The 14551-nt window shown below is 34.1% G+C and carries 9 protein-coding genes; all 9 read left to right on the top strand.

Annotated features, from left to right (window positions below):
* Positions 1-29: 29 nt before the first annotated feature.
* The 9 genes from QZ136_RS08670 to QZ136_RS08630 all read left to right on the top strand — a co-directional run bounded on the left by QZ136_RS08670 (position 30) and on the right by QZ136_RS08630 (position 14534).
* Positions 30-1241 (top strand): PLP-dependent transferase, encoded by a 1212-nt coding sequence (locus QZ136_RS08670; RefSeq protein ID WP_291402480.1) that lies wholly within the window; start codon positions 30-32, stop codon positions 1239-1241.
* Between the two features lie 66 nt (positions 1242-1307).
* Positions 1308-2483 (top strand): sialidase family protein, encoded by a 1176-nt coding sequence (locus QZ136_RS08665; RefSeq protein WP_291402477.1) that lies wholly within the window; start codon positions 1308-1310, stop codon positions 2481-2483.
* 21 nt (positions 2484-2504) lie between these two features.
* Entirely contained in the window at positions 2505-3500 is a 996-nt protein-coding gene (locus QZ136_RS08660) for a 2-dehydro-3-deoxygalactonokinase (protein ID WP_291402476.1), read from the top strand.
* Positions 3493-4137, top strand: a complete 645-nt coding sequence (locus QZ136_RS08655) for a bifunctional 4-hydroxy-2-oxoglutarate aldolase/2-dehydro-3-deoxy-phosphogluconate aldolase (RefSeq protein WP_291402474.1) — start codon at positions 3493-3495, stop codon at positions 4135-4137. Before QZ136_RS08660 ends, QZ136_RS08655 begins: the two co-directional genes overlap by 8 nt.
* 11 nt (positions 4138-4148) lie before the next feature.
* On the top strand, positions 4149-5456 hold the full coding sequence (locus tag QZ136_RS08650; protein ID WP_291402472.1) for an MFS transporter: 1308 nt from the start codon (positions 4149-4151) through the stop codon (positions 5454-5456).
* 8 nt (positions 5457-5464) lie between these two features.
* Entirely contained in the window at positions 5465-5854 is a 390-nt protein-coding gene (locus QZ136_RS08645; RefSeq protein WP_291402471.1) for a transmembrane 220 family protein, read from the top strand.
* A gap of 467 nt (positions 5855-6321) precedes the next feature.
* A complete protein-coding gene (locus QZ136_RS08640; protein ID WP_291402469.1) occupies positions 6322-9402 on the top strand; it encodes a SusC/RagA family TonB-linked outer membrane protein in 3081 nt (1026 codons plus the stop codon).
* A gap of 17 nt (positions 9403-9419) precedes the next feature.
* The gene (locus QZ136_RS08635) at positions 9420-10964 is read left to right on the top strand and encodes a SusD/RagB family nutrient-binding outer membrane lipoprotein (protein WP_291402467.1); all 1545 of its coding nucleotides are present in this window, start codon (positions 9420-9422) and stop codon (positions 10962-10964) included.
* A gap of 273 nt (positions 10965-11237) precedes the next feature.
* Entirely contained in the window at positions 11238-14534 is a 3297-nt protein-coding gene (locus QZ136_RS08630; RefSeq protein WP_291402465.1) for a VCBS repeat-containing protein, read from the top strand.
* Positions 14535-14551: the final 17 nt, after the last annotated feature.

Genomic DNA, 14551 nt, shown 5'->3' with positions numbered 1-14551 from the left:
GTTTTAAATAAAAATTTAATAAGACAATTATGAAACGTAGAGATCTTATAAAATACCTTTCTGTAGCTCCTGTAGCAGGTGCCGCAATCGGAACAGGTATCCCTTTTCAATCTTTTGCAAAAAACACTTCTGCAAAACGCGATGTGATAAAAGAGCTTGGTTTGAGAACATTTATAAATGCAGCGGGTACTTATACCACCATGACAGCATCTTTAATGCATGATGAGGTTGTTGATACCATTCAATCTGCTTCTAATCACTTTGTGATGATTAATGAAGTTCAAGATAAAGTGGGTGAAAAAATTGCAGCAATGTGTCATGCCGAATCTGCAATGGTAACTGCCGGCTGCTGGTCAGCTTTAGTTTTGGGTACAGCTGGTGTGTTAACTGGTATGGATCGTAAGAAGGTCGGACTTTTACCTAATCTTTCATCTTTTGAAAAGACTGAAATAATTGTTCAAAAAACGCATAATGTGGCTTATGTGCATGCTTTAACCAATACCGGTGCTACAATTGTTGAAGTAGAAACTGCACAAGAAATGGAAAAAGCTATCAATAGCAAAACTGCAATGATGTGGTTTTTGAATTCTAGCGGACCAATGGGATTGGTGAAACATGAAGAGTTTGTTGCTATTGGAAAAAAATATAAAGTCCCAACCATGATAGATATGGCTGCCGATGTTCCTCCAGTTGAAAATCTATGGAAGTATAACGACCTTGGATTTGATCTAGTTTGTGTATCTGGCGGAAAAGCTATTTGCGGACCCCAAAGCGCCGGACTTTTAATGGGAAGAAAAGACCTTATTGCAGCTGCTAGATTAAGCGCTCCACCAAGTGGCGGAAATATCGGTCGAGGTATGAAAGTAAATAAGGAAGAGATTCTTGGGATGTATGTGGCTCTTGAAAAGTATATCAATACTGATCATGTGGCTGAATGGAAAATGTGGGAAGATAGAGTGGCTAATATTAAAAATGCTGCTAGTAAAGTAAATGGTGTTATAACTGAAAATTTTGTTCCACCAGTGGCAAATCATACCCCATCACTGAAAATTTCTTGGGATCAAACTAAAGTTAAAATTACTCCTAAGGATCTTCTTAAAAACCTTCAAGATGGAAGTCCCTCAATAGAAGTTATGACTGGACCAGACTCAATAAACATTACCGTTTTCATGCTTAAGAAAGGAGAAGATAAAATTGTTGCTAGGAGGATTCAAGAAGAACTTTCTAAGGCTTCGATTTAAATTATTCACTAAGTTAAACTTCTCGTAAGAGAGGTTTAACTCTTTTTGTCAAAAATAAAATTGCAATTGAAAATCAAGTCATTTAGCCATCTAGCTATCACGCTATTAGCGCCTTTTTTGTTTGTAGCATGTAGCTCAATAAAAAGTTCTAAATCCTCGTTTTCTAATTCAGAAAACGAGTCAACTATTTTCGAATTAATCTCAAATTCGGATGATTTTCGAATAAAAAATAGAAGTTTTGAGCAAGTCCCAACAATTGCAGCGAGTGCTGATGGAAAGCAAGTTTTTGTGGCATGGTATTCGGGAGGAGCAGCACCAGGTCCAGGGAATTATGTTACCCTTTCTCTTAGTTTAGATAGCGGCAATAGCTGGTTAAATGATCAACTTGTAGTTTATCCCAAAAATCAAACTCATCGCTTTTTTGATCCAATGCTATGGAGAGATAATCAAGGAGTGATCCGCTTGTTTTATGGTAGCGCAAAAGATAATTTAATCTGGGATGGATTTGGCGGAGTTAATTCCCTGCAAATGGCTTGGAATGGAGAGATAATTGCTACTTCCAAACCTTTGCGACTTACAGATGGTGTAATGAGCAATAAACCTCTTTATCTGGCATCAAAAAATAAAATATTGTTCCCAATTTATATTGATAAACCACTCTCGGTTGGTATTTCAGATAAAAATTATCCTAAAAATGGAGTTTTTATTTACTCGAGTACTTCAGATAAAAATCAATTAAAATATTACAGTTCAATCAATATTGAAGAAGATCTACGAATTCATGATGAACCTCAATTGGTCCAAATTTCTAATTCTGGAGATTTATTAGCTATGCTAAGAACTACAAAAGGAATTTATTATACCAATAGTAATGATTTTGGTAAATCGTGGACTCCAATAAAAGCATTTACGGCAACAGGCCCAACAACTTCAAGCAGATTTTATTTAGGAAAACTTTCATCCGGCAATTTGTTGTTAATTGCTAACAATAGTAGTACCCGTAATAAAATGACTGCTTTTCTTTCAAAAGATGGTGGTAAAACTTGGCCACATAAACTTTTGCTCGATGCGCGTGAAAATGTGTCTTATCCTGATGCTGATCAAACAAGCGATGGAAATATTCATGTTGTTTTTGATCGCGATAGAACCGGAGCAAAAGATATTTTGTATTGCAAATTCACAGAAAATGATTTGATTTCTGGTAATTTGGATGCTATCTTTAAATCAAGAGTTAACAAGTAGTTTTATATTGTGAGTCAAAATTTGAAAGAAAAGTATGTTTTATGCTGCGATTGGGGAACGAGCTCATTCAGGTTAAGACTTGTAGCAAGTCAAGACTATTCCATTATAGCAGAGTTTCTTTCTCAAAATGGTGTGGCATCAATTTTTAAAGCTTGGCAAGAGCAAAAAGAAATAACTCGTTTCGACTTTTACAGCTTATTTATAAAGGAAAGCATTCAGGAGCTAGCTAAAAAAACAACTGTTCCGCTTGAAAATGTTCCTTTAATCGTTTCAGGGATGGCTTCTTCCTCCATAGGAATGGAAGAGCTCTCTTACTCAGAAGTGCCTTTTGATACTCTCGGTAGCACTGCTTCCATCAAAACATTTCAAAATTTTAATGGAAAGGGTCCATTGCTTTTGGTTTCTGGGGTGAAAAGTTCTGAAGATGTAATGCGGGGAGAGGAAACGCAGCTTATCGGACTAATTGAATTAATTGAGATAAAAAATCAAGGTGCTCAGAATTTGGTTTTTATTTTCCCTGGCACTCATTCTAAACATATTTTCATTAAAAATGGGATAATTCATGACTTTCAAACTTTCATGACTGGCGAACTTTTCAATATCGTTAAAGAGTATAGCATTTTAAAAGATTCTGTTGAATCCGCTTCTGAATCGATTTCAAAGTCAGAAATTGATGCCTTTTTACAAGGAATTGAGGTCTCAAGTAAATCTTCTATTTTACACAATCTTTTTACCGTACGAACCAATCAGCTTTTTGGAACCTTTGCGAAAAAGGATAACTTATCTTATTTAAGTGGATTGCTCATTGGTGCCGAGATTAGGCAGCTTGAACAAAAAGCATTTGATCATCTTTTTGTTTGTAGTGGCAATAATTTATATGATTATTATAAATTAGCTTTCGATACTATTTTTCCTATTGAAAATATAACTTTTATTAAGCCAGAAATGATCGATAAAGCTACCATAGCAGGTCAAATACAGCTATTATATTCACAACTTAATTCTTCTAATGAATAATCAAGCATTTTCTTGGGATAGTTTTTCTGCTGTACCTATTATAGGGATAATTAGAAATTTAAGTTTCGAAATCGTTGAAAAAATTCTCCCGGTATATATTTCTTCAGGTTTAACTAGTATAGAAATTACGATGAATACTCCTTTTGCTGATGAGATTATCAAATTTGCTACTCAAAAGTATGAGGGACAGTTGAATATTGGCGCTGGGACTGTTTGTAACACTCAGGACTTAAAATTAGCTCTTGATGCGGGTGCTCAGTTTATTGTTACTCCAATTCTTGATGCAGAGGTAGTTAAAACTTGTGTATCATCCAATATACCTGTGTTTCCTGGTGCTTTTACACCTACAGAGATTTATCAAGCATGGAAATTGGGAGCTAGCATGGTGAAAGTATATCCAGCAACATCCCTCGGTCCGGAATACATTAGAGATGTTAAAGCGCCTCTTAATCAAATAAAATTAATGCCTACTGGAGGCATAAATATTGATAATATTCAGGCTTTTATGAAGGCTGGTGCTGATGGATTCGGAATTGGAAGTCAGCTGTTTGATAAAAACCTGATAAATAATGAAGATTGGAATGGTCTTGAGCTTCATTTTAAAAAGCACATTGATAAATTATCTCAAAATTCTTAAAATATTATAAAATGACTGCTCCTAAAGGAAAAAATTATCGCTGGTTAATTGTAACTCTTCTTTTTATAGGTACGGTAATTAATTATTTAGATCGACAAATTATTGGCTTGCTTAAACCAACGCTCGAATTGGAGTTTCAATGGACAGAGTCTGATTTTGGTAAGATTATGTCTGCTTTTTCTTTTGCATATGCAATTGGTTTATTGCTTTCGGGCAGATTTATTGATAAAGTTGGAACTAAAGTGGGTTATAGCGTAGCGGTTGTATTCTGGAGTTTGGCTGGTATGGGTCATGCTTTGGCTAAATCTGTGACGGGCTTTAGTATCGCAAGGTTATCTTTAGGAATAGGAGAGGCAGGTAATTTTCCAGCAGCAATGAAGGCTGTTTCTGAATGGTTTCCCAAAAAAGAAAGAGCATTAGCAACGGGTATCTTTAATTCCGGTACAGCCATTGGTGTGGTAGTAGCTTTGATAGTAGTCCCAATAATCATGCAGAATTATGGTTGGCAGGAAGTATTTTGGATTACTGGAGCGATGGGTTTTGTGTGGCTTTTGTTTTGGTTATGGCTTTATGAAATTCCCTCAAAACAGAAAAGATTAAGTCCTGAGGAATTGAATTATATTGAGAGTGATAAGGACGATATACAAGATCAGGTGCAAAGCTCTATAAAAATCTCTTGGGCTAAACTATTTACCTTTCCACAGACATGGGCATTTGTAACAGGCAAGTTTTTTATTGATCCAATTTTCTGGTTTTTTCTCTTTTGGTTGCCATCGTATTTTTCATCCACCTTTAACCTAGACTTGAAGGTAATTAGTCTTGAGTTAATGATTATTTATGGTGCTACTACCATTGGAAGCATTGCAGGTGGATACTTTTCATCCCAACTTATCAATCGTGGATGGGCTATTTTAAAAGCTAGAAAAGCTGTGCTTTTACTTTTTGCTTCTTTTGAATTAGTAATTATGATTGCTATTGCACAATTTGTTACAGATAAATGGACTGCCGTGATTTTAATTAGTCTTGCAGTTGCTATTCATCAGGCATGGGCGACAAATATTTTCACTATGGCTTCTGATATGTTCCCAAAGGAGGTAGTTAGTTCAGTTGTGGGTATAGGTGGAATGATGGGAGCAATTGGTGGTATACTCTTTCCAATTCTTGTGGGATATTTATTGGATTTATACAAATCGGCAAATAATTTAACTGGTGGTTATAATCTTATTTTTACTATCTGTGGACTTACCTATTTATTTGCTTGGTTGATAATTCATTTGTTAACAAGAAAATCAAAACGTGTTGAGCTAGTCAATACTTAATTTGTTAAATGAAAATATTTAATCTAGTATTTTGTCTGCTTTTTATTGTTTCTGCAGGATTGCAATATAATGATCCGGATCCTTATCTGTGGATTCCAATTTATTTGATAGGTGCTTTAATTTCATTTAAAGCATTTCAGGGTGTTTTTTTTCCAAGGTTAAGTTTTTTATTCTCTGGATTACTTTTCATTTATAGCATTTATTTATTTTTTGATAGATATGGTGTGTTAACTTGGATTGTTGACCATCAGGCTGAGAATATTGCAGGAAGTATGAAGGCAACTACCCCTTGGATTGAAGAAACAAGAGAGTTTTTTGGATTGATTATCTTGATAATTATGACAATGGCTAACTATATCCATTTAAGATATTTTAATCGAAAGCATATTTCTTCTTAACTATCAATAGTTTATTAAATTCCCATTGTTTTTTAAATTCCAAGCTTTTTTCCTGCAGAAATCTAAATATAGGTTTATAATCTTTTTCATTAAAACTATCTATCAAAATTAAGATTTGCTTAACTGATAGTCTTCAAAATATTATTGGGTTGTAGCCGTTTCATAAAAAAACACTTGTGATATTTCATTAATTTGGGCTTTTTTCAGTCTTTATTCACTCCGTGAATTGTATAGTTTTTTACACAATCTGTGCAATTAAATACATTTTTAATAATTAAAATATTGATTATCAATTATTTATATATTTTTATATTTTATCAAATTGTGTATTATTAATTTTTTAAATATCTTTTGTTAACAAAAAATAATATTTATTTTAGAATATCTAATTTGTTTGGAATTGCTTTATAGTCTTTTCAAGCATTAGTAATTATCATTTAAATTAAATTTCATTTAAAAAAAAAATTATGATGAGAAAATTTTACAAATTAGTCGTGTTACTTTTATTGTGCCAAACCTATGTGTTTGCGCAGAATATTAGTGTAACCGGTAAGGTTACCGACAGCGACAACTTACCTTTGCCTGCTGTTAGTATCAAGGTAAGTGGTTCAACTCAGGGTACGAGTACTGACAGCAATGGTAATTATACCATTTCAGTGCCTTCTAATGCAAGTCTTGTATTTTCATACATTGGCTTTACAACTCAAACTGTTTCTGTTCAAGGTCGTACAACAATTAATGTTCGTCTTGAATCTGACAGTAAATTGCTTGAAGGTGTTGTGGTAACAGCTTTAGGTATAACTAAAGATCAAAAAGTATTAAGTTATGCTACACAGCAAATTAATACTGATGCTTTTGCAAAAGCAAAAGAATTAAACGTAGCTAACTCTCTATCTGGAAGAGTAGCAGGTTTGAATATCACTAAGACTGCTTCAGGTCTAGGAGGTACTTCAAGGGTTGTTTTAAGAGGTGATCGTTCAATCACAGGTAATAACCAAGCTCTAATTGTTATCGACGGTGTTCCTATGGATAACTCGAATTACAGTGCTGGAAATGCCAATGGTGGTCGTGATGGTAGTGATGGTCTTTCAAGTGTTAACCCAGATGACATTGAATCTATCAACGTTTTGAGAGGTGCTTCTGCAACAGCTCTTTACGGATCTCGTGCAGCAAACGGTGCATTAATTATTACAACCAAAAAAGGTAGCTCTCAAAAAGGATTTGGTGTTTCCTTTAACAGTTCTTCTCAAATTGAGAATGCAATGGTTCTTCAAGATTTCCAAAATGTTTATGGTCAAGGAGCTGGAGGTATTTATAACAGAGCTGATGAAGGTTCTTGGGGTCCAAAAATGACTGGACAATCGGTTGCTTTATGGGGGCCTGTTCCATCAAATGTTGGCAAAAATTACAATATGACTGCTCAACCTGATAATTACAAGGATTTCTTTAATTCAGGAAAACAGTTTTCTAACTCTTTAGCATTTACTGGTGGTAATGAAAAAGTTCAAACTTATTTCTCTTATACTAATGTAAATGCAACAGGTATTTTAGACAACAATAAATTAGGAAGAAATACACTTAATTTACGTGTTAGCGGTAAAGTAAGTCCTAAATTATCTTATGACTCTAAAGTAACTTATTTAAAAGAAGATGTTGACAACAGACAACAAACTGGAGAGTCTTTCTCAAACAATCAACGTCATATTTTACGTATTCCACGTAACATTTCTTTAGAATCTGCTAAGGATTTTGAATATATTGATCCTTCTACTGGAAGACTTCGTCAAAACTACTGGAATCCAGGTTCTAATGGTGGTCAAAATCCATATTGGATTAAAAATCGTATTTTAGCTACTGATGAGAGAAATCGTGTTACTGGTTTTGGTTCATTAACCTATCAAGTGACTAATGATTTGAGTATTATGGGTCGTGCAGGTATTGATAAAACCTTAGATAATTTCGAAGGTAAATGGTTTAATGATACTTACACAATTGCTGATTTCGGTAATTATGCTACTCAATTTAGAGATGTTGCTGAAGTTAACTTTGATTTAATCGGTATCTATAAGAAAACTCTGACCACAGATTTAACTATGGATGCAACTTTTGGAGCTAACTTACAGCATGTTGATAGATTATCTCAATCAACAAATGCAGGACAGTTAAATCGTGATAACTTATTTATCCCTTCAAATGCACGTACTCCTACAGTTGATCGTTCAGTAGTACCTACTGAAAAACAAGGTGTGTTTGTAACTTCTGATTTTACTTACAAGAATGCTTTAACAATTTCAGGATCTCTTCGTAACGACTGGAGTTCAACACTTCCTAAAGATAGTCGTTCTTATTTGTTTGGTTCTGCAGGTTTCTCTGCTATTTTGTCTAATATCTTTACTTTACCAAGTTCAGTATCTTTTGCAAAATTAAGAGGTTCATGGGCTCAGACAGGTAATGATGCATCACCTTTCTTACTTGCTCAGACTTTTAGTTTTGTACCTGGTGGTCCAAATGGTTTCATTAGTCGTGATGGTGTTAAGCCTTTCCCTCAACTAAAGCCAGAGTTAACAACTGCTTTGGAAGTTGGTTTAGAAGTGAAGTTATTTAATAATAGATTAGGATTTGATTTAGGTTATTATAACTCAGATTCAAAAAATCAATTATTCTTAGTTTCTATTCCACCAGCATCTGGTTGGTCGTCTGAATATGTAAATGCTGGTCTTGTTCGTAACTCAGGTATTGAGTTAACTATGAACGGTTCTCCAATCAGAAAGGATAATTTCCGTTGGGATATTGACCTAAACTTTGCAAGAAATAGAAATAAATTAGTTGAATTAACTCCTGATTTGAAGACTTTAAACTTAACAAGTGATTTTATGAACTTTAACCGTGCGGTTGAAGGTCAACAATTAGGTGATGTTTACAGTAGAGGATATCAGCGTGATGCACAAGGTAGAGTTCTTGTTGATGCAACAGGTATGCCTTTAATTACTGCAGGTACAACTGTTTTATTGGGTAATACTAGACCTGACTGGATTGGTGGTATTAGTAATAGCTTCAAGTACAAGAAATTTACTGCTAATTTCTTAATCAGTGCTCAGGTAGGCGGTATTGTTTCTTCATTCACTAACGCTGTTATTTATGCAGATGGTGTTGTTGAGCAAACTCTTGCTGGTAGAGATGGATTTGTATTTCAAGGTGTAAATGCTGATGGTACTCCTAACACTAAGAGTATTACTGCAGAGTCATATTGGAAAAAAGTAGGTGGACGTAATACTCCAGTTGGTGAAGTATTTACTTATGATGCTACCAATATTCGTATGCGTGAAGTTTCTTTAAGCTATGCTTTACCAAATAACTTATTGAAAAAATCACCATTCCAAGCTGCTTCCATATCATTAGTTGGTCGTAACCTATTTTTCTTGTTGAACAAAGCTGAAGGTTTTGATCCGGAATTAACTGCTGGTGCTCAAAATACTACAGTTGGTTTAGAATCTTTTGCTATGCCATCAACTCGTCAAGTAGGTTTGAACTTGAATTTATCGTTCTAATATTAAAAAAGACAAACATGAAAAAAATTAATTTATATCTTACAACGGGTTTATTAGTGGTTTCATCCATGGGTATTTCTTCTTGTACAGACAAATTCGAAGAGTACAATACCAACCCTACCAGGCTTACTCAACTAGATGCATCTGGTGTAGGTAATGCATTTGCTGCTGCTCAATATAGAGGGGCTACCGCATCTTGGCAAACTTATCAGTCTCTATTTGCAGATTTGCAATCTCAATATTTTGCAAACGTTGCACAAAACTTTCCGTCAGATCGTAATGTGATGGTGGGAAACTGGTTAAATGGTGCTTTTAATACCTTCTACAGTTCAGCTGTTCCACCACTATTAGGGGTATTAGATAATACTAAACCAGGCGGTATAGCTGAAAATCCAGGTGTTTATGCAATGGCAAATATCTGGAAGGTACGTATGTTCCTTCCAAGAACTGACTATTGGGGTCCAATACCATACTCTCAAGTAGGTAATGGTTTAAAACAAGTTGATTATGATGCACAAGATGTTATTTACAAAGACTTCTTAACATTATTAACTAAAGCTGTTACAGATCTTCAACCATACAAAGGAAAAAACATTTTAGGTAATAATGATCAAATTTACGGTGGTAATGTTGATAACTGGATTAGATTTGCAAATACTTTGCGCCTTCGTATTGCTATGCGTATGTCTGGTGTGGAGCCTGCGTTGGCAAAGACAAATGCTGAAGAGGCTGTTGCTGGTGGTGTTTTGGAAACAAATGCACAGGATGCTTTTCTTAAAGTTACTGCAAACTCAATTAACACGCTTAATCAAGCTACCGCATGGAACGAGTTTCGTATGAGTGCTGCAATGGAAAGTGTATTGAAAGGTTATAATGATCCTAGAATGTCTAAGTTTTATGCTCCTGCTACTGCGACTGGACAATTTAAAGGATTGCGTAATGGTTATAATCAAGTTGAACTTGGTGCAGCAGCTAACCAGGCTACGGCTGTTTCTAACGTTTCAGATAATTTCCTTCCAGGAAATCAAGCAAATCAGCCTTTTGGGATCATAATGGCTGCTGAGGCTTGGTTCTTAAGAGCTGAAGGTGCACTAAAAGGCTGGAATATGGGTGGTGGTACCGCTAAAGAATACTATGAGGCGGGTATCAATGCATCTATGCGTCAATGGGGAATTACTGATGCTGGTGCAATTGCAGCATATACTGCAAGTACTTCGGTGCCAATTGCATTAACAGATGCAGTTAACTCACCTGCAATGACTGATATTCCTGTTTTATGGTCATCAGATGCCTCAAAGCACTTAGAGCAAATTCATACGCAAAAATGGCTTGCTTTATGGCCTGATGGTCTAGAAGCTTGGGCTGAATACCGTCGTACAGGTTTCCCTAAACTTTATCCAAGAATTAATTCTGAAAGTTTAGTGGTTGCAAAAGATGGTGTTGTTCGTCGTACTCCATTTACAATTGGTGAACAGCAAACTAATCCTAAAGGATTAGCTACTGGTGTTACTAAATTAGGTGGTACCGATAATGAGGCTACTCGTCTTTGGTGGAATAAATAATTTCATCTGATAATTTAACAAGAAAGCCACCTCTTAAATTTTGAGGTGGCTTTCTTGTTTTAAAGGTTTTTTATCATCCTATTCTTGATTTTACATTTATTTGAGTCTCTAAGCCTTATTTTTTATTATTCTGAAGAGCTTTTGTTTTTTCTTTCCTATATTTATTTTTATATAATTGTTATCTTAACAAGTATATCATAAGTTTTTTAATGGAATTTATAATGTAATTCCTTTGTTCGCAACATTAATTTATACTAAATCTTTAGAATTTATATGGCCAAAGTCTTTTATTCATTATTTATAGCCGTTTTTCTGTTTACTTCTTGCGGTAATAACAACAATAAATTATTTACTCTACTTGACAAGAGCGACACTGGTGTTGAGTTTAGAAACATGCTCGTTGAAGGGGATGAACTAAACGTGATGAATTATTCTTATTTCTATAATGGTTCTGGTGTTAGTGTTGGTGATATAAATAATGATGGCTTGTTAGATTTATTTTTTACTGGTAACATGGTAAAAAATAAACTCTACTTGAATAAGGGTGATTTTAAATTTGAAGATATTACTTCTAAAAGTGGAATTTCACTGTTAGAAGGATGGTGTACAGGTTCAACCATGGTAGATATTAATGGCGATGGATTTTTAGATATTTATGTTTCAAGATCTGCAGATATAAATCCAGAAAGAAGGAAAAATCTTTTTTTTATTAATAATGGTGATTTAACATTTACTGAACGGGCTGAAGAATATGGTTTAGCAGATGACGGATATTCAACACAAGCATCCTTTTTTGATTTTGATAAAGATGGTGATTTGGATATGTTTCTTATCAATCACTCTTTACAACAATACAGTACAGGTATTCAAGAAAATTTACAATTACGAAAACTAAGAGATCCAAACTTTGCTACTAAGTTATATCGTAATGATAATGGGTATTTTAAAGATGTCAGCATTGAAGCAGGTATCACTTCTAATGTTTTAAGTTTTGGTCTTGGTGTAGCCATTTCGGATGTTAACGCTGATAGCTGGCCTGATATTTATGTTTCTAACGATTTCAATGAACCAGATTATCTTTTTGTCAATAATGGAAATGGAACATTTACAGATAAATTGACTGAATCGATGGATCAGATTTCGATGTATTCAATGGGATCAGATATTGCTGATTATAATAATGATGGTCATACTGATTTAATAACTCTTGATATGTTGCCTGAAGATAATAAAACACAAAAAATGCATTCTGGATCCGAAAATTTCGATAAAATGCAGTTTTTGTTTAACAAAGGTTTTTATTATCAGTTTAGTCGAAATATGCTTCAGAAAAATAATGGTGATGGTACTTTTTCTGAAATTGGTCAATTAGCAGGAGTTTCTAATACTGATTGGAGCTGGTCTGCTTTGTTTACAGATTTTGATAATGATGGAAATAAAGACCTATTCATCACTAATGGTTATGTTAAAGATTATACAGACATGGATTTTCTTAAGTTTACCATGGATCAAACTATTAAATCTAGGCAAGTAGGAAAAGAAACTTCTGTCAAAGATTATATCGAAAAAATGCCCACTATAAAAATGCCAAATTATGCTTTTCAGAATATGGGAAATGACCGATTTGTTAAAAAAAATATAGACTGGGGAATCGATCAATCTGGTATTTCATCCGGCGCTGCCTATGCCGATTTGGATAATGATGGGGATATGGACTTAATCGTTTCTAATATTAACGACTATGTTAGTATATACAGAAATAATAGTGAAGTAATTAAGCCTAATTCTTACCTCAAAGTAAAATTAAAAGGAGATAAGAATAATTCGCTTGGTATTGGTGCTAAGGTTATTGCTTATAGTAAAGGAAAGAAATACTTTCAAGAACAATTTCTTTCTCGTGGTTTTCAATCTTCTGTTGATCCGGTTTTAAATTTTGGTTTAGGAGAAATAAAAGTTTTAGATTCTTTATTAGTTATTTGGCCAACTGATAAAATTCAAAAATTAACTAATGTAAAGGTTAATCAAACGCTATCCATTGATTTTAAAAATGCTGATATTGAGTTGAAATCTGTTGTTGAAGATTCGTTTATTCCATATTTGTCTGCTACAACATCAATTAATCATGCACATGTTGAAAATGCATTTAATGACTTTACTGTTCAATCTTTAATGCCAAATTACTTATCTAGACAAGGCCCCTGCATGGCTAAAGGGGATGTAAATGGCGATGGCCTTGATGATTTATTTATTGGTGGTGCCGCTAATCAGGCTGGAACATTATTTATTCAATCCAAAAATGGCCTATTCAATAAAAAGTCTTCACCTTCTATTGATGATGATGCTCAATCTGAAGATACCTCCGCTGAGTTTCTTGATATTGACAATGATGGTGATCTAGATTTATATGTGGCAAGCGGTGGTTATGAATTTTCATATGATAATAGTTTACTTCAAGACAGGATCTATTTAAATGACGGGAAAGGGGATTTTGCACGTAAACTTTCAGCATTACCTAATATGTTGATTAGCACAGGAGTGGTTAAAGCTTCTGATATAAACGGTGATGGCTTTTTAGATCTTTTTGTTGGTGGCCGACTCATTCCTGGGATGTATCCTGTTTCTCCTGAAAGTAAAATTCTGATAAATGATAAAAAGGGCAATTTCTCTGATTTATCCTCAACTATAGCCCCTCAGATTAAAGAAATTGGAATGGTTACTGATGCTCTTTGGCTTGATTTAAATAATGATAAAATTAAAGACTTGATTATTGTTGGCGAATGGATGCCAATAAAGGTTTTTCTCAATAAAAGTGGCAAACTTGTGGATGCTTCATCCAGTTATATCAAATTTGCTTCTACAGGCTGGTGGAATAGGATTTATGCAGATGATTTTGATAATGATGGCGACGCTGATCTTATAATTGGTAACTTAGGATTTAATGCTCAATTTAAAGCGAGTGAAAAGGAACCATTGAGCCTTTACTATAAAGATTTTGATGGTAATGGGTCAATTGATCCTATATTCTGTTATTTCCTAGGTGGAGTCTCTTATCCTGCTGCTTCTCGTGATGATCTTGCAGATCAGTTGCCTCAAATAAAAAATAATTTCTTAGAATACTATAAATACGCAAATGCTACAATTAGTGATTTATTCACCGAATCTCAATTAAGTGATGCAAAGGTTCTTAAAGCCGAAATTCTTGAAACTGTTTACCTTGAAAATACCAAAGATGGATTTAAGTTAAAGAGCTTGCCAATTGAAGTTCAATATGCACCTATTTATGCTTTAACATCCTTAGATGTAAATAAAGATGGTAAAAAGGATTTATTGTTGGCAGGTAATAACTCCTCTACAAGGATAAAATTCGGACAATTTAATGCCAATAATGGGGTTTTATTGACTGGAAATGGAAATGGAACGTTTAATTATGTTCCACAAAGACAAAGTGGTTTAAAAATTAATGGCGATGTAAGGAGTTTAACAACAATTAATTCTGGATCTAAGGCTAATGAAAAATTCATTTTCGGAGTTAACAATTCAAATTTGCAATTTTTGAAAATTAATTATTAAATTGATATGTTCTTTTT

This window comes from Daejeonella sp. (assembly GCF_017495225.1).
GTDB lineage: Bacteria > Bacteroidota > Bacteroidia > Sphingobacteriales > Sphingobacteriaceae > Daejeonella.
This window is presented reverse-complemented; position numbering and strand designations above follow the sequence as displayed.

Coding starts and splice junctions, on each gene's coding strand:
- QZ136_RS08670 (WP_291402480.1), top strand. CDS start 30: ATGAAACGTAGAGATCTTATAAAATACCTTTCTGTAGCTCCTGTAGCA.
- QZ136_RS08655 (WP_291402474.1), top strand. CDS start 3,493: ATGAATAATCAAGCATTTTCTTGGGATAGTTTTTCTGCTGTACCTATT.
- QZ136_RS08650 (WP_291402472.1), top strand. CDS start 4,149: ATGACTGCTCCTAAAGGAAAAAATTATCGCTGGTTAATTGTAACTCTT.
- QZ136_RS08645 (WP_291402471.1), top strand. CDS start 5,465: ATGAAAATATTTAATCTAGTATTTTGTCTGCTTTTTATTGTTTCTGCA.
- QZ136_RS08640 (WP_291402469.1), top strand. CDS start 6,322: ATGATGAGAAAATTTTACAAATTAGTCGTGTTACTTTTATTGTGCCAA.
- QZ136_RS08635 (WP_291402467.1), top strand. CDS start 9,420: ATGAAAAAAATTAATTTATATCTTACAACGGGTTTATTAGTGGTTTCA.
- QZ136_RS08630 (WP_291402465.1), top strand. CDS start 11,238: ATGGCCAAAGTCTTTTATTCATTATTTATAGCCGTTTTTCTGTTTACT.